The 19,588-nt window shown below is 71.1% G+C and carries 20 protein-coding genes; 11 read left to right on the top strand and 9 right to left on the bottom strand.

Going from position 1 to position 19,588, the window contains the following annotated elements:
* Positions 1-10 precede the first annotated feature (10 nt).
* Both ACTMTI_RS08480 and ACTMTI_RS08475 read right to left on the bottom strand, forming a co-directional pair.
* Positions 11-1,072: a hypothetical protein gene (locus tag ACTMTI_RS08480; RefSeq protein ID WP_441119313.1), complete on the bottom strand. Its 1,062-nt coding sequence runs from the start codon at positions 1,070-1,072 to the stop codon at positions 11-13.
* The gene (locus ACTMTI_RS08475; protein ID WP_441119312.1) at positions 1,072-2,139 is read right to left on the bottom strand and encodes an LLM class flavin-dependent oxidoreductase; all 1,068 of its coding nucleotides are present in this window, start codon (positions 2,137-2,139) and stop codon (positions 1,072-1,074) included. The genes ACTMTI_RS08480 and ACTMTI_RS08475 overlap by 1 nt, the downstream gene beginning before the upstream one ends.
* 99 nt (positions 2,140-2,238) lie before the next feature.
* Here ACTMTI_RS08475 and ACTMTI_RS08470 point away from each other — a divergent pair, with 99 nt between their 5' ends.
* Positions 2,239-2,718: a hypothetical protein gene (locus ACTMTI_RS08470; RefSeq protein ID WP_441119311.1), complete on the top strand. Its 480-nt coding sequence runs from the start codon at positions 2,239-2,241 to the stop codon at positions 2,716-2,718.
* Between the two features lie 37 nt (positions 2,719-2,755).
* Here the strand turns inward: ACTMTI_RS08470 and ACTMTI_RS08465 are convergent, their stop codons facing one another.
* Entirely contained in the window at positions 2,756-3,691 is a 936-nt protein-coding gene (locus ACTMTI_RS08465; RefSeq protein WP_441119310.1) for an acyl-CoA dehydrogenase family protein, read from the bottom strand.
* A 132-nt stretch (positions 3,692-3,823) separates the two neighbouring features.
* On the opposite strand from ACTMTI_RS08465, the gene ACTMTI_RS08460 reads away from it, so the two are divergent.
* Complete coding sequence (locus ACTMTI_RS08460; RefSeq protein WP_441119309.1) at positions 3,824-4,495, top strand: hypothetical protein; 672 nt, start codon at positions 3,824-3,826, stop codon at positions 4,493-4,495.
* 83 nt (positions 4,496-4,578) lie between these two features.
* Entirely contained in the window at positions 4,579-6,321 is a 1,743-nt protein-coding gene (locus ACTMTI_RS08455) for a proline--tRNA ligase (protein WP_441119308.1), read from the top strand.
* A gap of 134 nt (positions 6,322-6,455) precedes the next feature.
* On the opposite strand, the gene ACTMTI_RS08450 is transcribed toward ACTMTI_RS08455, so the two are convergent.
* Genes ACTMTI_RS08450 through ACTMTI_RS08435 form a run of 4 tightly spaced genes read right to left on the bottom strand, consistent with a single transcriptional unit; the run spans position 6,456 to position 10,225 of the window.
* A complete protein-coding gene (locus ACTMTI_RS08450) occupies positions 6,456-7,955 on the bottom strand; it encodes a tripartite tricarboxylate transporter permease (protein ID WP_441119307.1) in 1,500 nt (499 codons plus the stop codon).
* A gap of 1 nt (position 7,956) precedes the next feature.
* Complete coding sequence (locus ACTMTI_RS08445; RefSeq protein WP_441119306.1) at positions 7,957-8,400, bottom strand: tripartite tricarboxylate transporter TctB family protein; 444 nt, start codon at positions 8,398-8,400, stop codon at positions 7,957-7,959.
* Positions 8,397-9,383, bottom strand: coding sequence for a Bug family tripartite tricarboxylate transporter substrate binding protein (locus tag ACTMTI_RS08440; RefSeq protein ID WP_441119305.1), 987 nt, complete (start codon positions 9,381-9,383; stop codon positions 8,397-8,399). Before ACTMTI_RS08440 ends, ACTMTI_RS08445 begins: the two co-directional genes overlap by 4 nt.
* Positions 9,380-10,225: a hypothetical protein gene (locus ACTMTI_RS08435; RefSeq protein WP_441119304.1), complete on the bottom strand. Its 846-nt coding sequence runs from the start codon at positions 10,223-10,225 to the stop codon at positions 9,380-9,382. The genes ACTMTI_RS08440 and ACTMTI_RS08435 overlap by 4 nt, the downstream gene beginning before the upstream one ends.
* Before the next feature lie 68 nt (positions 10,226-10,293).
* Between ACTMTI_RS08435 and ACTMTI_RS08430 the strand changes: the two genes are divergently transcribed.
* The gene (locus ACTMTI_RS08430; RefSeq protein WP_441119303.1) at positions 10,294-11,361 is read left to right on the top strand and encodes a DUF5937 family protein; all 1,068 of its coding nucleotides are present in this window, start codon (positions 10,294-10,296) and stop codon (positions 11,359-11,361) included.
* On the opposite strand, the gene ACTMTI_RS08425 is transcribed toward ACTMTI_RS08430, so the two are convergent.
* Positions 11,338-11,799, bottom strand: coding sequence for a ferritin-like domain-containing protein (locus tag ACTMTI_RS08425; RefSeq protein WP_441119302.1), 462 nt, complete (start codon positions 11,797-11,799; stop codon positions 11,338-11,340). The two genes, ACTMTI_RS08430 and ACTMTI_RS08425, sit on opposite strands and share 24 nt — an antisense overlap.
* 2 nt (positions 11,800-11,801) lie before the next feature.
* The gene (locus tag ACTMTI_RS08420) at positions 11,802-12,287 is read right to left on the bottom strand and encodes a hypothetical protein (RefSeq protein WP_441119301.1); all 486 of its coding nucleotides are present in this window, start codon (positions 12,285-12,287) and stop codon (positions 11,802-11,804) included.
* 221 nt (positions 12,288-12,508) lie between these two features.
* Here ACTMTI_RS08420 and rimP point away from each other — a divergent pair, with 221 nt between their 5' ends.
* The 7 genes from rimP to ACTMTI_RS08385 all read left to right on the top strand — a co-directional run bounded on the left by rimP (position 12,509) and on the right by ACTMTI_RS08385 (position 19,539).
* Positions 12,509-12,994, top strand: coding sequence for a ribosome maturation factor RimP (gene rimP / locus ACTMTI_RS08415; protein ID WP_441119300.1), 486 nt, complete (start codon positions 12,509-12,511; stop codon positions 12,992-12,994).
* Positions 12,995-13,006: 12 nt separating this feature from the next.
* Positions 13,007-14,011, top strand: coding sequence for a transcription termination factor NusA (nusA, locus tag ACTMTI_RS08410; protein WP_441119299.1), 1,005 nt, complete (start codon positions 13,007-13,009; stop codon positions 14,009-14,011).
* Complete coding sequence (locus ACTMTI_RS08405) at positions 13,995-14,294, top strand: YlxR family protein (RefSeq protein WP_441119298.1); 300 nt, start codon at positions 13,995-13,997, stop codon at positions 14,292-14,294. Before nusA ends, ACTMTI_RS08405 begins: the two co-directional genes overlap by 17 nt.
* Positions 14,295-14,419: 125 nt before the next feature.
* On the top strand, positions 14,420-17,578 hold the full coding sequence (gene infB / locus ACTMTI_RS08400) for a translation initiation factor IF-2 (RefSeq protein WP_441119297.1): 3,159 nt from the start codon (positions 14,420-14,422) through the stop codon (positions 17,576-17,578).
* A 122-nt stretch (positions 17,579-17,700) separates the two neighbouring features.
* Positions 17,701-17,997, top strand: coding sequence for a DUF503 domain-containing protein (locus ACTMTI_RS08395; RefSeq protein ID WP_441119296.1), 297 nt, complete (start codon positions 17,701-17,703; stop codon positions 17,995-17,997).
* Between the two features lie 40 nt (positions 17,998-18,037).
* A complete protein-coding gene (rbfA, locus tag ACTMTI_RS08390) occupies positions 18,038-18,505 on the top strand; it encodes a 30S ribosome-binding factor RbfA (protein WP_441119295.1) in 468 nt (155 codons plus the stop codon).
* Positions 18,502-19,539 (top strand): DHH family phosphoesterase, encoded by a 1,038-nt coding sequence (locus ACTMTI_RS08385; protein WP_441119294.1) that lies wholly within the window; start codon positions 18,502-18,504, stop codon positions 19,537-19,539. The genes rbfA and ACTMTI_RS08385 overlap by 4 nt, the downstream gene beginning before the upstream one ends.
* Positions 19,540-19,588: the final 49 nt, after the last annotated feature.

Here is a 19,588-nt window from a genome sequence, read left to right as displayed (position 1 = left end):
GCATCGCCCCCTAGGTGATGAGAGCCCGGTCCCTGCCCAAGTGGTGACCGCGCAGGTCGTTCACGGTGCCGGCGAGGGGCGTTTCCGAGACCTCCTGGGCGATCTTCACGGTGATCGATATGGGGGTCAGCGCCTGGACGGCCTGCTGGATCCGCGATCGCCACATGGGGTTGCCGACCAGGCTCTCCCGGTTGAACGTCACCGTGAGCACGGCCGCGTCCAGCGTGCCCTGCCTGCTGATCGCGAGGTCCCAGCCGGCCACGCCGTCGATCTTGGACAGCGCCTTCTCGATCCGGGGCAGCGCCAGCCACACCCCTCTGACCAGCACGTGCTCGCCCACGGTGTGAGCGGGCGCCGAAATGCCCGCGCCGCCCAGCCTGGCGACCTGCCCGGTCCTGAGCACGGCGTCGCCGAGCGTGGAGTGGCCGCGCGGGGTGACGACCAGCTCGGCCGGCGCCGCCGCCGAATCGGGGGCTGCGTCCTTGTCCAGCGCCGCCAGCCCCAGCAAGTCGTCCGCGAGCGGCGTGAGCGGGTCCTCCTCGGCCGCCCGCCAGGCCAGCGGCGTGCCGCCGAACGGGCTCGCGTACACCTCCGTGACCCGCGCCGCGAACTCGCCGGCCAGGTGGCCGAGCGTCCGCTTCGAGGCGATCTCCCCGGTCAGGACGATGTTCCTGAGCCCGAGGTCCAGTGGGTCCAGCAGGAACTCCAGATGCAGGCGGGCCAGGAAGTCCATCGCGCCCGTCGGGGTGGCGACCAGCGTGGTCGCCTTCAGCGCGGACAGCGCGTGGTGCAGGCGCATCCGGCCGCGCGGTTCCACGCAGGCGGCGGCCTGGGCCACGTCCGCCGCGGCGGCGGTCCAGAGCGCACTCGCGGGCTCGGCGAGGGCCACCACGACGCGGTCCCGTTCGCCGGCTCCGGCGGCCCGCAGCGCCGCCCCGGTCAGCTCGGCGGCGGCCGCGCGGTCGGCCCGGCCCAGCGGGAAGACGCTCGACACGTCGGGGGAGACGAGCAGGAGGCCGGTGGCGGAGTGCGCCGCGCCCCCGAGATCGTCCCGTGTCAGCCAGCGGGCCATCAACGCACCACCTCGGTCATGAACAGCGTCATCGAGTCGCACACCCGCTCGTGCGCCAGGCCGCCGACCTGGGCCTGGATGATGAGATCCGTGGCACCGGCCTCGGCGATCCTGGCCAGGGCCTTGCGCGAGCCCTCCACGTCGTCCACCACGACCATCAGGTGCTCACGCAGTGTGGCCATCGCCTCCTCGGGCGGCAGCCCGGCCGCGAGCTGCCCCAGCACGCGGTGCGTGGCGTGGCGGGCGTCGTAGTAGTCGGGCGGGGTGACGAGGTTGACCTGGCGCCGGATGTACCACAGGACGGGGTCGGCGGCCGTGGCGGTGGCCTCGTCCCGGGTGGGCGCGACGAACCAGGGGATCATGAGGGCGATCCGGCGGCTGGCGGGGTCGAAGCCATGCTCCGCCAGACATTCTCGATATTTCGCTATGTCGGCGGCTACGTCGTCGATGCCCTTGAGCATCGTCATGCCCAGCAGGTTGTATCCGTGCCTGGCCGCCGCCAGATAGCCCTCCAGCGAGGTGGACGCCACCCACACCGGTGGATGCGGCCGCTGCGCGGGGCGCGGGTAGACGGCCACGTCGGGGATCTCGAAGAACTCGTTGGACCGGCTGATCGGCTCGCCGTCCGCCCGCCAGATGGCCAGTGTGGCCTCCAGCGAGTCCTCCCAGATCTGCCGCGACTTCTCGAACGGCCGCTGGAACGCCTGGTACTCCAGTGGCGAGGCCCCTCGCCCGGTCCCGAACTCCACCCGCCCGCCGCTCAGCACGTCCAGCGTGGCGACGCGCTCGGCCGTGCGGATGGGGGACTGGAACGGCAGCAGCACCACGCCCAGCCCCAGGTGGATGCGCTCAGTGCGCTGGGAGATGGCGGCCAGGACCAGGTCGGGGGCTGAGGAATGGGAGAAGCCTCTGGTGAAGTGGTGCTCCACGAACCAGGCGGTGTCGAAGCCCAGCCGATCGCCCAGCGCGACCTGTTCGATCACGTTCTGGAACGCCTGCTGCTCGACTTCGCGAGTGCGACCGCGAACCTCTAGTTCGTACCCCAGGCTGATCCGTAGGGACGTCATCGCGCCTCCGGCAAAATAGTGAACCAAGCGCTCGCTTGGTAGAGAGTATCAGCAGCGAAGACTTGCGGGAAGGGTGCCGCGCGATCAGAGTGGGTGCCTGTGAAGCGGAAGCACGCGCTACGGCGGCCGAAGGATGGTGCCGTCCCCGATCACGGCGACGACGATCTCTCGCTCACGAGTGCCCGCCGGTATGAGGCGTTCGGCCGGGTGATGGCCGCGCTCGCGACCGAGGCGGACTTCATCGAGTCGTGCCGCGACCTGACCTGGTGGCGCGGTTCCGACCACAGCTGGCACATCGAGTGGCGCGACGGCCCATACGCGTCGGAGGTGGCCAGCCTGCTGGCCGAGCAGGTGCGCGACCCCGGCTACGACGGCTCGCTCGTCACCGAGGTGGGTCCGGGCGGCGCCGGCTCGGCGGTGCTCGACGTGATGGGCGTGCGCTTCGAGCTGCGGGCGATCGACCCGATGGGCCGGGCCACCGTACGCGCCCGTCCCGGGTTCTGGCGCCTGGCCGAGGCCCTCGACACCACCCGCCGGACCAACGCCCGCCATCCCTGGGAAGAGCTGCTGGGCGGGTAGCCCGCCGCGGGAGCGGCCGGCGTGTGGAAGTGCGGGGTTATCCGAAGATGTGAGCCGCGAGCCGGGCGCGGTGGGCCTCGGGCGGGCAGAAGAGCTGCGCGTCTGAGGTGGCCCGCTTGAAGTAGCGGTGCGCGGGGTGCTCCCAGGTGATCCCGATCCCGCCGTGGACCTGGATGTTCTCGCCCGCCGCCGTCAGATAGGCCTCCGTGCAGTACGACCCCGCGATCGCCGCGAACACCCCGTCGCGGGCCGCCGCCCCGGCCGCCGATCTGGCCGACTCCACCAGGAGCAGCACGTCGGCCAGCTTGTGCTTGATCGCCTGGAACGACCCGATCGGCCGCCCGAACTGCCGCCGGCGCGTGGCGTGCTCGACCGCCATCTCCAGGCACCGCGCCGCCCCGCCCACCTGCTCGGCGGCCAGCGCGGCGATGCCGAGGTCCCGCACGCGGGCCCACGCGGCGCCGTCGCCGAGGCGCCGTACCGGGACGCTCTCGAACGTCAGCCGCGTCAGCGGCCTGCTCTCGTCCATGGTCCGATGCGGCTCCCGCCGCGTGGGCGCGGCGTCCAGCAGCAGCCCGCCGGCGTAGACGAACACCAGGTCGCCTTCGAGCGCGTACGGGACCACACCCGTGAGCAGGTTGCCCTCCAGCCGCAGGTCCCCGTCCCCCGGCAGCACCACGGTCGCGGTCGTCGCGCCCGCGGCCAGCTCGGGCAGCAGCGCGAACGCCCCGCTCGCCTTGATCGCCTCGACGGCCATCACCGCCGACTGCAGGAACGGATGGGGCGACAGGACCCGCCCAAGCTCCTCCGCCACGGCGGCCATCTCGGCGGGCCCGCATCCTGCTCCGCCGTGTTCCTCGGGGACGAGCAGCCCCGCGACGCCCACGTCGCGCGCGAACGCCTGCCACGGCGCGCCGGGACGGCCGGCGAGATAGTCACGGACGACGGCGCGGAGCTCATCGGGAAGCGACACGGGGAACATGTTAACCAAGCGATTGCTTGTTAGCGGCGTTATGACCGAAATTTGCCTTTTTGGGAGGGTTACATAGTCTGATTGTGGTCATCCCTAGAAGCGCCCCACAGGTGGGTTGACCAGGGAATGGAGATGGACAACACCGCAATCGACTATGCCGACTTCGCCGAGTACGACCGGCGGCAGCGCGGCATCGAACGTCATCTCGTGGCGGCCTTCCTCGGCGGACTCGCCGTCGGGCTCGTCGGCATGCTCATCTCCGGCCGCGACCCCGAATGGGTCGGCCGGCTCTACGACCCGTACGTCTATCTCGCCCTGTCCGTGGTCGTCGGGGTCAGGGCGTCGGGGTTCGGGTGGGCGCTCGTGACGACGTTCCTGGCGGCGGTCTCCACGCTGGTCGCGGCCATGGGCGCGAGCACGATGCGCGGCGACCTCGCCTTCGACGTCATCGGTGGCAGCGCCGCCGGGCTCAACTGGACCCTCGCCCTGCTCGTCGGCCTGGGCCTGCTGGCGTACGTCACCCGCAGGGACGACGCCTGGGGCGACCTCGCGGCGGGCGCGCTCGGCGCGGCGCTGATCGCGGACGTGGCGGACCGCGCGACGCCCGGGCTCATCGACGGCGGGCAGTCGTTCTGGCCGATGCCCGCGCTGGTGGCCGGGCTGCTGTCGATCGCGCTGGTGCTCGTGCTGCGAAGGAACGCCCGGGCGCGGGTGCGCGCGATGGCGCTGTCGGTGGTCTTCGCGGGCCTGCTCACGATCCTCCTGGCGGCCCTCGTGACCGGTTGGCTCCCCCTGACGGTCTGAGCCTGTGGATAAGCGCGAGCGCGTGGTCGCTCCGAGTCGATAGCCTGTAGTCCTCCACATCCAGGTTCGAGCAAGGAGTAGCCGTGTTGCTGCGCATGTCGTCGTTGTTTCTTCGCACCCTGCGGGACGACCCGGCAGACGCGGAAGTGCCGAGCCACAAGCTCCTGGTCCGCGCCGGCTACGTCCGCCGCGTGGCGCCCGGGATCTACTCCTGGCTGCCCCTGGGCAAGATGGTGCTGGAAAACGTCACCAGGATCGTCCGCGAGGAGATGGACCGGATGGGCGCCCAGGAGGTGCTCTTCCCCGCCCTGCTGCCCCGCGAATACTACGAGGCCACCGGCCGCTGGACCGAATACGGCGACACGCTGTTCAGGCTCCAGGACCGCAAGGGCGCCGACTACCTCCTCGGTCCCACGCACGAGGAGCTCTTCACCGACATGGTCAAGGGCGAATACTCCTCCTACAAGGATTATCCGGTCACCCTTTACCAGATCCAGACCAAATACCGCGACGAGGCCAGGCCCAGGGCGGGCATCCTGCGGGGCCGCGAGTTCCTCATGAAGGACTCCTACTCGTTCGACCTCGACGACGATGGCCTCAAGCGCTCCTACGAGCAGCACCGCGAGGCCTACATCCGGACGTTCGACCGGCTCGGCATCCACTACAAGATCGTGTTCGCCCAGTCCGGGGCGATGGGCGGCTCGGCGTCGGAGGAGTTCCTGGCGCCCACGCCCACCGGCGAGGACACGTTCGTGGCCTGCCACTCCTGCGGCTACGCGGCCAACGCCGAGGCCGTCACCACGACGGCGCCCGCCGCCCGCTCATACGACGACCTGCCCCCGCTGAAGGTCCTGGACACGCCGGACACGCCGACCATCGAGTCGCTGGTGTCGTACGTCAACGAGCACCACGGCCTGTCCATCACCGCCGCCGAGACGTTGAAGAACGTCGTCGTCAAGATCACGACGCCGGGCTCCGACAAGATCGAGACGCTCATCATCGGCGTTCCGGGCGACCGCGAGGTGGACTTCAAGCGCCTGGAGGCGGCGCTGGCGCCCGGCGAGCCCGCCATCTTCGAGGCCGCCGACTTCGCCAAGCACCCCGGCCTCGTCCGCGGCTACATCGGGCCGCAGGTCCTGCGCGAGCTCGGCATCCGCTACCTCGTCGACCCCCGCGTGGTCACCGGCACCTCCTGGGTGACCGGGGCCAACGAGGCGGGCAAGCACGCCGCCGACGTGGTCGCGGGCCGCGACTTCATCCCTGACGGCACGATCGAGGCCGCCGAGGTGCGCGCCGGGGACCCCTGCCCCCGTTGCGGCGCGGAGCTGTCCATCGACCGGGGCATCGAGATCGGCCACATCTTCCAGCTCGGCCGCAAATACGCCGACGCCGCCGGCCTCGACGCCCTCGGCCCCGACGGCAAGCCGATCCGCATCACGATGGGCTCCTACGGCGTCGGCGTCTCGCGCGCCGTGGCGGTCATCGCCGAGCAGGCCTACGACGCGCTCGGGCTGGTGTGGCCGCGCGAGGTCGCCCCGGCCGACGTGCACATCGTCGGCACGGGCAAGGAGCACCAGGTCGAGGCGGCCCTGGAGCTGGGCGCGGAGCTGGAGTCGCGCGGGCTGCGCGTCCTGGTGGACGACCGGCCGCAGGTGTCGCCGGGCGTGAAGTTCAAGGACGCCGAGCTGCTCGGGGTGCCGACGATCGTGGTGGTCGGGCGCGGGCTGACGCAGGGCGTCGTGGAGCTCCGCGACCGGGTCTCCGGCGAGAGGTCGGAGATCCCCGTCGCCGAGGCCGCCGACCGCATCGCCGCCGCCATCGCCTGACGCTTCCGCCCGCACACCGCGGACCCGCCCCGCAGGACCCGCTCGGCTCGGCGTGCCTCTCATCGCGCACGTCGTCCGATTGGGTCCTTGCACGGGCATGTCGTCCGACCGGGTCCCTGCACGGGCATGTCTCCTCAAGCAGCCCGGACGGGCTCCTTCGCGCGGCGGCGCAACAGCACCGGCCCCACCAGGCAACCCGCCGCAACGAGCAGGATCGCCAGCGACACCGGCCGCGTCACGAAGACGGAGGGGTCACCCTCGCTGAACGCCAGCGCCCGCCGGAACTGCACCTCCATCAACGGCCCCAGCACCGCCCCCAAAATCAAGGGAGCCACCGGATACCGGGCCCGGTGCAACACCCACCCCAGCAGCCCGAACCCGTAGGCCACCAGCACCTCGAACACGCTCTGCGAGATCGAGTAGACCCCCAGCGTCGCGAACGTCAGGATCGCCGCCGTCAGCAGCGCGGCCGGCACGCTGAGCAGCTTCACCCACACCCGGATCAACGGCAGGTTCAGCACCAGCAGCATCACATTCCCGATATAAAGACTCGCGATCAGCGTCCACACCAGCACCGGCTGCTGGTCGAAGAGCTGCGGCCCAGGCTGCACGTTGTAGATCTGGAACGCGATCAGCAGCATGCTCGCCGTGGCCGACGTCGGAATGCCGAGCGTGAGCAGCGGCACCAGCACACCCGAGAACGCCGCGTTGTTGGCCGCCTCAGGCCCGGCCACCCCCTCGATGGCTCCCTGCCCGAACTCCTCCTTGTGCTTGGACAGCCGCTTTTCGACGTTGTAGCTCAGGAACGTCGGCAACTCGGCCCCGCCGGCCGGCAGAGATCCGATGGGCAGCCCGAACAGGGTCCCGCGCAGCCACGGCCGCCACGACCTGCCCCAGTCCTCCCGCGTCATCCCGACCTTTCCGGCCACCGTGACCGGCGCCTGTGCGGGCCGGTGCCGCGCGGCGGCGGTGGAGACCGCCTCCGCCACCGCGAACAGCCCGACCGCGACCGCCACCACCGACAGCCCTTCGTACAGTTCCGGGACCCCGAACGCGAAGCGCGGCTGCCCGGTCATCTGGTCGATGCCCACCATCCCGATCACCAGGCCGAGGAACAGGCTCGACAGCCCCCGTACGATCGAGTCGCCCATCAGCGAGGTGACCGTCACGAACGCGAGCACCATGATCGAGAAGTATTCGGCCGGCTGGATCAGCTTGGCGATGTTCGACATGCCGGGGGCCAGGAACGTGATGACGACCGTGGAGATCGTGCCCGCCACGAACGAGCCGATGGCCGCCGTCGCCAGCGCCGCGCCCGCCCGGCCCCGCCTGGCCATCGGATAGCCCTCGAGCGTCGTGGGGATCGAGGCCGTCTCGCCCGGGATGTTGAGCAGGATCGCGGTCGTGGAGCCGCCGTACATGCCGCCGTAGTAGATCCCGGCGAACATCACGAACGCGCCCACCGGGTCGAACACGAACGTCAGCGGCAGCAGCAACGCGATGGTGGTCGCGGGCCCGAGCCCGGGCAGCACGCCCACCAGCGTGCCCAGGGTGACGCCGAGCACGGCCAGCAGCAGGTTCTGCAGGCTCAGGGCGTGGCCGAACCCGTCGAGCAGGTTGCCGAGCACGTCCATCTCAGATCGCCAATCTGATCAGGCCCGGCGGCAGCGCGATGCCGAGGAGCCGGTCGAACAGGAAGTGCGTGGCCAGCGCCAGCACCAGCCCCACCAGTACGTCACGAACCAGCCGCCGGCTGCCCAGCACCCTGGCGACGACGGCGAAGAACACCGTCGTGGCCTGCCAGTAGCCGGCCGGCACGAGGAGCAGCGCGTAGCCCGCCAGCGCGCCCACCAGCATCAGCACCGACGGCCAGTGCGTCTCCTCCGAGGAGTCCTCCGGCGCCCGGAACGCCTGGACGACCCCGATGACCGCCACCACGGCCAGCCCGCCGCCCACGAGCAGCGGGAACGCACGCGGCCCGACCGCCTGATAGCCGTCTCCCAGCGGGATCGCGAACGCCTGGGCGAGCACGACCACGGCCGCCAGCAGGAAGCCGGCCGAGACGATCCGCTGCGTCACTTGCCGAGCCCCAGCTCACCGAGGATGGCGGTGACCTGCGTGCGCTGCTGGGCCAGGACCTCGCCGAACTCCGCGCCCGGCCGCCAGTCCTCGGTCCAGTTGTTGCGCTCCAAGACCTTCTTCCAGCAGGGCGTCTGGCGCACCTTGTCGAGCAGGCCGATCACGTCCTGCTGCTGCTCTTTGGTCAGCCCGGCCGGAGCGAGCACGCCGGCCAGCGTGGAGACCGCCTCGCCGGCCAGGCCCAGCTCCTTCATCGTGGGCGCGTCCACCGCCTGCACCCGCTGCTCGGAGTCCACCGCGAGCACTTTGAGCTCGCCCGCGTCGATCTGGGGGCGCAGCTCCGCGACGGTGTCGATGCCCACCGTGGCGGCGCCGCTGAGCAGGAGGTTCATCGACTCGCCGCCGCCCGCCGTGGGCACGAAGTTGATGTCCTTGGCCGCGACGCCCCTGCCCTTGGCCAGGCCCGCCACCGTCATCTGACCGGGCCCGCCGAGGGAGCCGCCCGTCCACTTGACGCTGCGAGGCTTGGCCTCCATCGCGTCGAGCAGCGACTTCAGGTCCTGGTACGGCGACTTCTTCGCCACCACGATCGCGCTCGGCCCACGGCTCAGCCCGGCCACGGGCGTGAGCGTCGACAGGTCGACCGGCGACTTGTTGTTCACGATGCCGCCCAGCATGGTCACGCTGTCCATGACCATGAGCTGGTACGGATCGCCTTTCCGCTTGGCGAACTGGGCCAGCCCGATCGTGCCGCCCGCGCCCGGCACGTTGGTGACCGTGGCGTCCACGTCGGCCACCTTGCACTCGCTGAGCGAGCTGGCGATGCCGCGGGCCCGCGTGTCCCAGCCGCCGCCGGGGCTGCCCGGGGCCATGATCGACAGGGCCTTGGCGGGGTAGCCGCCGCCCGCCTCGGCGCTCTCGCCCACGGCGCAGCCGGCGAGCGTGGCGGCCGCCGCCACGACGGCGAACAGGTTGATCTTCATGATGACTCCCGGGGGGTGAGAAGTGAGGTGAAGAAGTCCTTGACCGGCCCGAGCACCCGCATCGGGTCGTGGCCCACGCCGGGCACGACGTCGAACCGCACGTCGATCCAGTGGGCCTGGAAGTTGTCGCGCAGTGCCATGAGCCGATCGACGCGGGTGACCCCGTGGGCGTCCGCGCCGTCCATCCAGTTGCTGTCGCCCTGGTTGTTGATCTCCCAGGTCTCCACGTCGGCGCTGCCCACGACCATCTGCACCGGCACGTCCCGCAGCTCCGCCACCCGCGGAGCGCAGCCGAACTCCTCCTCGAACCCCTTCAGCCCGATCCACCAGGGGCTGCTGTGATCGATGTACGTGATTCGCCCCGGCGCACCGATCGACAATCCGGCGAGCCGGTCGGGATGCAGGTAGCCGAACCGGTGCACGAACTGGCCCCCGCCGGAGAATCCGTGCAGCAGGAACCGCCCGGTGTCCACGTGGAAGCGCGCGCCGACCTCCTCGACCATGGCCAGCAGCACGTGGTCGAAGCGGATGTCGCCGTACCGGAGGAACTTGAAGTTGTGCAGGTCGTCCGGGTCGCCGATGCCGGCGGGGAAGAGCGGCGCGAGCACCATGCAGCCGTGCTCCTCGGCCCACCCGGCGAAGTTGTCACGGTACTGCGGGCCGCGCCGGCCCGTGCCGTGCTGCAGGACGGCGAGCGGCAACGGCGTCCCGTCCGGGTCGTGCGCGGACGGGACGTACAAGCAGTAGGAGAATCTCTGGTCGAAACGCGACGCGAAGACGGTCGTGGCGCCCGCCGAGTAGAACTCGGTCGGGTGCCTGACCACGTGCAGTGCCTCAGTCATGGGCTGTCAGCCTGCGTAAACAACGGTTCAAGCACAAGGAGATTGACGGTAACGCGGTAATCTGCAGGGTGGCTGTCACGCTCCTCCTCGACCCATCCGGCGCCGGAGCCATCGCCGTGCAGCAGTCGCCACTGGCCGAGCTGTGCGCCTGCCTGCATGTCCTCGACGAGCCCGGACACCACCCCGCCAGCGCGCGCTGGGTCGCCAGAGCGCACCGCGAGACGGACGGCGGGCTGCTGGCCACGGCCGCCGCCTGGGCACCGCTCTGGGGCGCCTTCCGCGCCCGCTACCTGCTGCCGCTGTCGCCGGGCCCACGGCGTACGCTCGCCGGCGAGCTGCGGGAGGTGGCCGAGCTGCCGATCGGCGACTTCGTGGCGATGACCGTGCAGGCCTTGATCGGCAAGAACGGCGCCGTGCCCGCTCTCAGTCTCGGCGACGACATGCTGCACCGGCTGCGGCTGATCTCCACCAGCCGCATGGAGATCGGCGCCAGGCTGCGCGCCGACCCGGAGGCGTTCCGCGGCGAGCTGCTCGGGTTCCTCACCGCGTTCGCCGCCGCGGCCTTCGACGCCGAGTGGCCCGCGCTGCGCCCCGACCTCGACCGTGACGGCGCGCTGCGCGAGCGGGACGTGCGCAGACGCGGCGCCCTGGCCCTGGCCGACCTGCCGACCGCCGCCGCCACGAGCACCCCGGACGGGCCGGTGCGGATCGTGTTCGACAAGCTGTACGCCGCCACCGCCCGCGTGCACCCCGGACGCCCGTGCCTGATCGTCCCCACCGTCCACGGCCGGCCGCACTTTGTGATCAAGCACTATCCCGGCTATCCCGTCGTCATCCAGTACGGCGCCGACGAACCCGCCACCCCGACGCTGGAGACCGTCAGGCGCAGGCTCGCCGCCCTCCAGGATCCGACCAGGCTGCGGCTCTGCTATGCGATCCTGCGCAACCCGGTGGCCACCGCCGAGCTCGCCACGCAACTCGGCATGACCGCGCCCCAGGTCTCCAGACACCTGCGCAGGCTCAGGGAGGCCCAGCTCGTCCACACGCACCGGCGCGGCTCAGTCGTCTATTACCAGCTCGACGCCGCCGCCGTGGAACGCCTCGGCCCGGACTTACTCTCCGTCCTGTACAGGTGAGGGCGAGGGGGCCGGCGTCGCCGCGACCGGCATGCCGGGGAAGGCCGCCGGCTGGGCGGGGCGGAAGGCGTACGAACGGGTCGTCGCCTCCTGCATGGCCAGCGCGGCGTGGCGGCGCAGCGACACGTCCTGGGCGGCCGCCAGCTCCAGATAGGCGGCCGCGACCCCGGTCTCCAGGTGCACCGCCAGCCTGGCGGCCAGCGCGGCGTCGGAGGGGAAGAACGGCAGCGCGTAGGACGCGTCCGGCTCGGCGGGCTTGCCGCCACGTGTCGTGATGAACGCGCGCAACTGGTCACGGCGCGCCCGGTGGGCGTCGAAGGCCGCGGTCATCCTGGCCCGCAGCGACCCGGAGGTCCGCGCCCCCAGCAGCCCGTACGCGAACAGCGCCGCGTGCTCGGCCGCCAGCGCCTTGCGTAGTTTCTCGATGTCGTCGGCCATGCTCACAGCGACCTCGGCAGGGCCACGACGTGAGCCGCCTCGCAGGCGCCGATGCTGGCGATGAGCTGGGCCATCCCGGGCGAGACGCTCGCGAGCTGGCGCGGCCGCAGCGCCGCCGACCTGCGCTCCAGCTCCCGCAGCCGCGACAGCGACGCCTTCTGCGTGGCGGTCGGCGACGGCGACGGCGACGCCGATGCCGACGCGGTGGGCGAGGCCGGTGCGGTGACCGTGACGTGCTTGCGCAGCTCGTTGAGATGGGCCTGATGGCGATCCCTGAAGGGGACGAGCTTGCGCGCCCCTCCCGCGATCAGCGACGAATAGAGCGCGATCGTCCGCTCCTTGTCGGCGATCAGCTCTTTCACCAGGCGCGTCTCGGGCGAGTCGGGGGCCTTGGCGGACGGCTGCGGAGGGCCGGACGCGCTGCAGGCGGTGAGAGCGGCCGCTCCGCCCGCCAGCAAGACTCGCCGGGAGAGGTGACGCGGGCGCACGAGCAGAGACCTCCAGTGACTACGGACCCAGATAGCATCGTACGGGCTGGTGCCCGGGATCGCTGTCAGGCGACGCTCGCCATTCGACCGGGCCGAGTGGCGCTCTTTCCGTGCCCCCATGCGGATAGGGTGTCAACTGTCGTCGCTGGCTGAGCGGCCAGACGGCGGAGAGCCAGTGGCGAGGTCCGCCCGGCTGAGACATGACAATAGGGGAGGTCGATATGGGCAGCGAATCACCCCGCGACCACCTGATGAAGCTCCTGGAGCCCGTGGTCAGCGCGGAGGGCCTCGACCTGGAGGACATCACGGTCACCCAGGCAGGCAGACGAAGACTGCTACGCGTGATCGTCGACCGTGACGGCGGCGTGAGTCTCGACGACGTGGCCGACGTGAGCCAGGCCGTCTCCGCGGCGCTGGACGACGACGACGCGATGGGCCAGGCGGCTTACACGCTCGAGGTCTCCTCGCCGGGCGTCGACCGCCCTCTCACCGAGCCGCGCCACTGGCGGCGCGCGGCCAAGCGCCTGGTGAAGGCCGAGATGAGAGACGGCACCGAGGTGGAGGGCCGGATTTTGGCGGCGGACGACAGCGGCGTCGACATCGACGTCGCGGGCACCGCGCGCAGGCTTGATTACGAGGACCTGACCCGGGGACGGGTGCAGGTGGAGTTCCGCCGGATCGACGACGTCGACGGCGACGAAGGCTAAGGGGGAGCCGCCGTGGACATCGACATGAGCGTCCTGCGCAGCCTGGAACGCGAAAAGGACATCTCCTTCGACCTGGTGGTCAAGGCGATCGAGGACGCGCTGCTGATCGCGTACATCCGCACCGAGGGCGCGGCCTCCAAGGCGCGCGCCGAGCTCGACAGGAGCACCGGTCACGTCACGATCTGGGCAGCGGAGCTGGACGAGGACGGCGAGGTCGTCAGGGAATACGACGACACGCCTGGCAACTTCAGCAGGATCGCCGCCACCACCGCCAAGCAGGTCATCCTGCAGCAGCTGCGCGACGCGGAAGACGAGATCAACTTCGGCGAGTTCGCCAGCCGTGAGGGCGAGCTGGTCTCCGGCGTCATCCAGCAGGGCAAGGACCCCCGCGTGGTGCTGGTCGACCTGGGCAAGATCGAGGCCGTGCTGCCGCACGCCGAGCAGGTGCCCGGCGAGGAATACGTGCACGGAGAGCGCATCCGCGCCTACGTGGTGCAGGTGAAGAAGGGTCACAAGGGACCCTCCGTCAGCCTGTCGCGCACGCATCCCGGACTGGTGAAGAAGCTGTTCGCGCTGGAGGTGCCGGAGATCGCCGACGGCACCGTGGAGATCGCCGCGGTGGCGCGCGAGGCGGGCCACCGTACGAAGATCGCGGTCAGGTCGCGGAAGGCCGGCGTCAACGCCAAGGGCGCGTGCATCGGGCCGATGGGCTCGCGCGTGCGCAACGTGATGGCGGAGCTCCACGGCGAGAAGATCGACATCATCGACTGGTCGGAGGACCCGGGGGAGTTCGTCGGGAATGCCCTTTCGCCGGCCCGCGTTTCACATGTCGAGGTTCTCGATCTCGAGGGGCGAGTCGCGCGGGTCACCGTGCCCGACTACCAGCTTTCGCTGGCCATCGGGAAAGAAGGGCAGAACGCCCGGCTAGCCGCGAGACTCACGGGGTGGCGGATCGACATCCGGCCCGACACACAAGCGGAGGATGCGGCCGGTTCCGTAGATGCGTCAACACGGTAAGCTGGAATATGGTGGCCATGCGGCCCCACAGCGCACCTGTGTGGGCTGCAGGGTTCGCACGGCTAAGTCCGAGCTGCTCCGCCTGGTGCGGGTCGAGGATCATGTGGTCCCTGATCTGCGAGGACGGCTTCCTGGCCGCGGTGCATCGCTGCATCCGTCCTTGAGCTGTCTGGAGCTCGCCGAGCGTCGCCGAGCGTTTCCGCGCGCGTTCCGCGTGACGGGACCGCTTGACATCTCGCCCGTGCGGGCGCACCTAGAAGGAGAACCACGAAATGTCATGTAGGACGCCGAGTTGATGGGCGGAGTCAGATTGCTATGAGCGCCTGATGAGCACGCGGCGATGAAGACGTCAAGGTAGCGACGGTCCGGACGGCACAGCCAGCCTCCCGGGCCGAGTAAGGGAGTGCAGTGGCGAAGGTCCGGGTATACGAGCTCGCTAAGGAGTTCGGCGTAGAGAGCAAGGTCGTCATGGCCAAGCTCCAAGAGATGGGAGAGTTCGTCCGTTCGGCGTCCTCGACCATCGAAGCGCCGGTGGTCCGCAGGCTCACCGAAGCACTGGGCGCATCCAAGGGTGGGCCCTCGAGGGGCGGCGGTCAGCCGTCCAACAAGCCGCAGCCGCCAAGGGCTGCTCCCCGGCTGGCGGACAGCCAGGCCGGCAACGGCATCACGCAGGCGCCGGTTCCGGCTCCTCCGCGTCCGAGTCCGGGTCCGGGTCCCAAGCCCGCTCCCGGCCCACGTCCGGGTCCCGCGGGCGGCGGTCAGCCGCGCCCGCCCGTTCCCATGCCTCACCAGCAGCAGCAGCCGGAGGCTCCGCGCGGTGAGGCGCCCCAGGCTCCGCAGGCGCGCTTCGAGAGCGGCGCACCGGCCCGTCCGGCTCCGGCTCCGGGTCCGCGACCCGGTCCGGCCGCCCGCCCGGGTCCCAAGCCCGGCCCGAGCCCCCGTCCGGGGCCCGGCGGTGGCGGTGGCGGCGGCGGTGCCGCGCAGGCACCGCGTCCCGGCGGCCCCCGCGAAGGCGGCGCCCGCGAAGGCGGCGGTCCGCGTCCCGGCCCGGGGCCGAAGCCGGGCCCGCGTGGCCCGCGTCCGGGTAACAACCCGTTCTCGTCCAACGCCAGCGGCATGGGCCAGTCCCGGCCGCCGCGTCCCGGTGGCCAGCGCGATGGCGGCGGCCCCGGCCAGCGCGAGCGCCGCGATGGTCCGCCGCGCGACGGCGCGATGCCGCGTCCGCCGCAGGGCCGTTCCGGCGGTGACGCCAGGCCCGGTGCCGGCGGTCCGCGTCCGGGCCCGCCCGCCGGCGGTCCGCGTCCCGGTCCCGGTGCGGGTGGTCCCCGTCCTGGTGGCCCGCGTCCCAACCCGATGATGATGCCGCAGGGCCGTCCTGCCGGTCCCGGCGGTGGCGGTGGCGGCGGCGGTCGTCCCGGTGGCGGCGGTGGCGGCGGCGGCCGTCCCGGTGGCGGCGGTGGCGGCGGCGGTCGTCCCGGTGGCGGCGGTGGCGGCGGCGGTCGTCCCGGTGGCGGCGGCGGCTTCGCCGGTCGCCCGGGTGGTGCCGGCACCGGCCAGCGCACCGGTACCGGTGGTCCCGGTGGCGGCGGTGGCGGCTTCGCCGGTCGTCCCGGCGGCGGCGGTCGCGGCCGTGGTGGCGGCACCGCGGGAGCCTTCGGGCGTCCCGGCGGCCGTCCCACGCGTGGTCGCAAGTCCAAGCGCCAGAGGCGCCAGGAGTTCGACAACATGTCGGCGCCGGCGATCGGCGGCGTGCAGGTCGCTCGCGGCAACGGCGCGACGATCCGCCTGCCGCGCGGCGCGTCGCTGTCCGACTTCGCCGACCGCATCGGCGCCAACCCCGCCGCGCTCGTGCAGATCATGCTGCACCTCGGCGAGATGGTGACCGCGACGCAGTCGGTCAACGAGGAGACGCTGCAGCTGCTCGGGCAGGAGCTGGACTACAACATCCAGGTCGTCAGCCCGGAGGAGGAGGACCGCGAGCTTCTCGAGGCCTTCGACATCGAGTTCGGCGAGGACGAGGGCGACGAGGCCGACCTGGCCGCGCGTCCGCCGGTCGTGACCGTCATGGGTCACGTCGACCACGGTAAGACCAAGCTGCTCGACGCCATCCGCAAGACCAACGTGGCGGCGCGCGAGGCGGGTGGCATCACCCAGCACATCGGCGCTTACCAGGTCTCCGCCGAGCACGAGGGCGAAGACCGGAGGATCACCTTCATCGACACCCCGGGTCACGAGGCGTTCACCGCCATGCGTGCCCGAGGCGCCAAGTCCACCGACATCGCGGTGCTGGTGGTCGCGGCCGACGACGGTGTGAAGCCGCAGACCATCGAGGCGCTCAACCACGCCCAGGCGGCCGACGTCCCGGTCGTCGTCGCGGTCAACAAGGTCGACAAGGAGGGCGCGGACCCCAACAAGGTGCGGGCCCAGCTCACCGAATACGGCCTGGTGGCGGAGGAATTCGGCGGTTCGACGCTGTTCGTCGACATCTCGGCGAAGAACTCCACGGGCATCGACGAGCTGCTCGAGGCGATCCTGCTGACCGCCGACGCCGAGCTCGACCTGCGGGCCAACCCGACGATGGACGCCCAGGGCATCGCGATCGAGGCGCACCTCGACAAGGGCCGTGGCCCCGTCGCGACCGTCCTGGTCCAGCGCGGCACGCTGCGCGTCGGCGACTCGATCGTGTGTGGCGAGGCCTACGGCCGCGTCCGCGCGATGCTCGACGACAACGGCGACGCGGTCGAAGAGGCCACGCCGTCCCGTCCGGTCCTGGTGATGGGTCTGACGGCCGTGCCGGGCGCCGGTGACAACTTCATCGTCGTCACCGACGACCGGATGGCCCGCCAGATCGCCCAGCAGCGCGCGGCGCGCAAGCGCAGCGCGGACATGGCGAAGTCGAGCCGCCGCCTCACCCTCGAGGAGCTGTTCAGCAACCTCGAGAAGGGCCGCGTCGACGAGCTCAAGCTCATCATCAAGGGTGACGTGTCCGGTTCGGTCGAGGCCCTGGAAGACGCCCTGCTCAAGATCGACGTCGGCGACGAGGTCAGGCTCCGTGTCCTGCACCGCGCGGTCGGCGCCATCACCGAGTACGACGTCAACCTGGCCGTCGCCGACGACAACGCGGTCATCATCGGCTTCAACGTCCGCCCCGAGCCTCGGGCGCGCGACCTGGCCGAGCGCGAGGGCGTCGACATCCGCTACTACTCGGTCATCTACCAGGCGATCGAGGAAATCGAAGCGGCGCTCAAGGGCATGCTCAAGCCCGAGTTCGAAGAGGTCCAGATGGGCACGGCGGAGGTCCGCGAGGTCTTCAAGGTGCCGAAGATCGGCAACGTCGCCGGTTCGCTGGTCCGCTCCGGCGTGATCGTCCGCAACAGCAAGGCCAGGATCATCCGCGACGGCGTCGTCGTCGCAGACAACCTGACCGTCTCGTCCCTGCGTCGCTTCAAGGATGACGCGACCGAGGTCCGCGAGGGCTTCGAGTGCGGCATCGGTGTCGGCTACAACGACATCAGGATCGACGACGTGATCGAGACCTTCGAGATGCGGGAGAAGCCGCGCGCGTGACACGCGGCCGGGCGCCCGGCGGGACATCCGCCGGGCGCCTCTCGCACGCCCTGGCCTGGTTTCCACCGCAGCAGGCCGGGGTCGTGCGTTCACCACACCAGGCAAAGCGGTGGTAGCCAACGATGTATGTGGGTGCTCTGACCCTGGACATCCTGCTCGGCGACGTCAGGTCGCTGAAGCAGAAGCGCTCTGCCGTGCGGCCCCTGATCGCCGAGCTGCAGCGACGTTATCCCGGCATCGCGGTGGCCGAGACCGGCCATCTCGACCTGCATCGCAGGGCTGAGGTCGGCATCGCGGTGGTCTCCGCCTCCGCGGGCAACTGCAAAGAGGTGATGGACGCCTGCGAGCGGATGGTGGCCTTCCGCCCGGAGATCGAGCTGCTGTCGGCCAGGCAGCGCCTCTACAACGACGAAGAATGAACGACAGCACGGCCATGGTCGTGCGTGAGGGGGAGCGAACATGGTGGATGCCGCACGAGCGCGCAAGCTCGCCGACCGCATCCAGCAGATCGTCGCCGAGATGCTGGAGCGCCGGATCAAGGACCCGCGCCTGGGCTTCGTGACCGTGACCGACACGCGCGTCACCGCTGACCTGCGTGAGGCGACGGTGTTCTACACGGTGTTCGGGTCCGAGGCCGAGCGCGCCGACAGCGCGGCCGCCCTTGAAAGCGCCAAGGGGATCCTCCGTTCCGAAGTCGGCCGCCAGACCGGCGTGCGCTTCGCTCCTACGCTGACGTTCACGCACGACCCCCTGCCCGACAACGCGCGCCACCTCGACGACCTGATCAACGCCGCCAGGGCGCGGGACGCCGAGGTCGCGCGCCGGGCCGCGGGCGCCGCGTACGCCGGCGAGGCAGACCCCTACAAGAAGCCCGATGAGGAACCAGATGAGATAGGCGCTGAAGTAGCAGGGGACGAACAGGCGTGACGCCCGACGTACGCGACCGGGCTGAGCGCCCGCCCCGCATTGACTTCAGCAACGGCGCCGCCGGCGCGATCCCGGAGAGCGCCTGGGATCGCACGCTGCGCCTCATCGGCAAGGCCGACGAGATCGCGCTGGCCTGCCACGTGACGCCCGACGGGGACGCGCTCGGCTCGATGCTGGCCGTGGCCTTCGTCCTGCGTTCGATGGGCAAGCGGGTGGTGGCGTCGTTCGGCGACCGCCATTTCGCCGTGCCGCGCCTGCTGCGCTTCCTGCCGGGGCAGGAGATGCTGGTGCCGCCGGCTGAATACCCGGCGGCCCCGGAGCTGCTGATCACATTCGACACCTCCACGTTCGAGCGGCTGGGGCTGCTCAGCGACAACGCCGCAAGGGCGCGCGAGGTCGTCGTGGTCGACCACCACCCGTCCAACGCCGGCTTCGGCACGCTCGGGCTCATCGACGCCACGGCGGCCGCCACGGCGGTGCTGGCCGAGGAGCTCATCTACCGGCTCGGCGGGCGACTCGACCGGGACATCGCCACATGCCTGTACGCGGGCCTGGTGACCGACACCGGCTCCTTCCGGCACTCCTCGACCACTCCGGCCGTGCACGAGATGGCCTCCAGGCTCGTGGCGACCGGGCTGCGCACCGACGAGATCGCCCGCGAGCTGTGGGACCGCTCGCCGTTCGCCTACCTCAAGGTGCTGGCGGCCGCGCTCGACCGGGCGACGCTGGAGGACGGCCTGGTGTGGACGTACATCACGCGGGTGGACCGGGCCGCGTACGGGCTGCCGTACGCCGAGCTCGAAGGCATCATCGACATCGTGCGGCGCACCGACGAGGCCGAGGTGGCGGTCGTGCTCAAGGAGGACGACCAGGGCTCCTGGCAGGTGTCCACGAGGTCCAAGGGCACCGTCGACGTGGGCGCCGCGTGCGCGGCGCTGGGTGGCGGCGGGCACCACAACGCGGCGGGCTACACCTCGCACGACAGCGTCGAGGACACCATGACCGCCTTCAGGCGGCAGCTGCGGAAGGCGTGATGGTGCTCGGACGGGCTGTGAAAGGCGCGATGGAGTTCGGACGGGCTGT

Source organism: Nonomuraea sp. H19 (assembly GCF_052068215.1).
Taxonomy (GTDB): domain Bacteria; phylum Actinomycetota; class Actinomycetes; order Streptosporangiales; family Streptosporangiaceae; genus Nonomuraea.
The sequence above is the reverse complement of the archived record's forward strand: the minus strand, read 5'-3'. Positions and strand labels throughout refer to the sequence as shown.

Excerpts from the sequence above, each read along its gene's own strand:
- ACTMTI_RS08450 (WP_441119307.1), bottom strand. The coding sequence starts at position 7,955 with ATGGACGTGCTCGGCAACCTGCTCGACGGGTTCGGCCACGCCCTGAGC.
- ACTMTI_RS08425 (WP_441119302.1), bottom strand. The coding sequence starts at position 11,799 with ATGGCCGACGACATCGAGAAACTACGCAAGGCGCTGGCGGCCGAGCAC.
- ACTMTI_RS08480 (WP_441119313.1), bottom strand. The coding sequence starts at position 1,072 with ATGGCCCGCTGGCTGACACGGGACGATCTCGGGGGCGCGGCGCACTCC.
- rimP (WP_441119300.1), top strand. The coding sequence starts at position 12,509 with ATGGGCAGCGAATCACCCCGCGACCACCTGATGAAGCTCCTGGAGCCC.
- ACTMTI_RS08440 (WP_441119305.1), bottom strand. The coding sequence starts at position 9,383 with ATGAAGATCAACCTGTTCGCCGTCGTGGCGGCGGCCGCCACGCTCGCC.
- ACTMTI_RS08405 (WP_441119298.1), top strand. The coding sequence starts at position 13,995 with ATGCGTCAACACGGTAAGCTGGAATATGGTGGCCATGCGGCCCCACAG.
- rbfA (WP_441119295.1), top strand. The coding sequence starts at position 18,038 with ATGGTGGATGCCGCACGAGCGCGCAAGCTCGCCGACCGCATCCAGCAG.
- ACTMTI_RS08395 (WP_441119296.1), top strand. The coding sequence starts at position 17,701 with ATGTATGTGGGTGCTCTGACCCTGGACATCCTGCTCGGCGACGTCAGG.
- ACTMTI_RS08435 (WP_441119304.1), bottom strand. The coding sequence starts at position 10,225 with ATGACTGAGGCACTGCACGTGGTCAGGCACCCGACCGAGTTCTACTCG.
- ACTMTI_RS08475 (WP_441119312.1), bottom strand. The coding sequence starts at position 2,139 with ATGACGTCCCTACGGATCAGCCTGGGGTACGAACTAGAGGTTCGCGGT.
- ACTMTI_RS08460 (WP_441119309.1), top strand. The coding sequence starts at position 3,824 with ATGGACAACACCGCAATCGACTATGCCGACTTCGCCGAGTACGACCGG.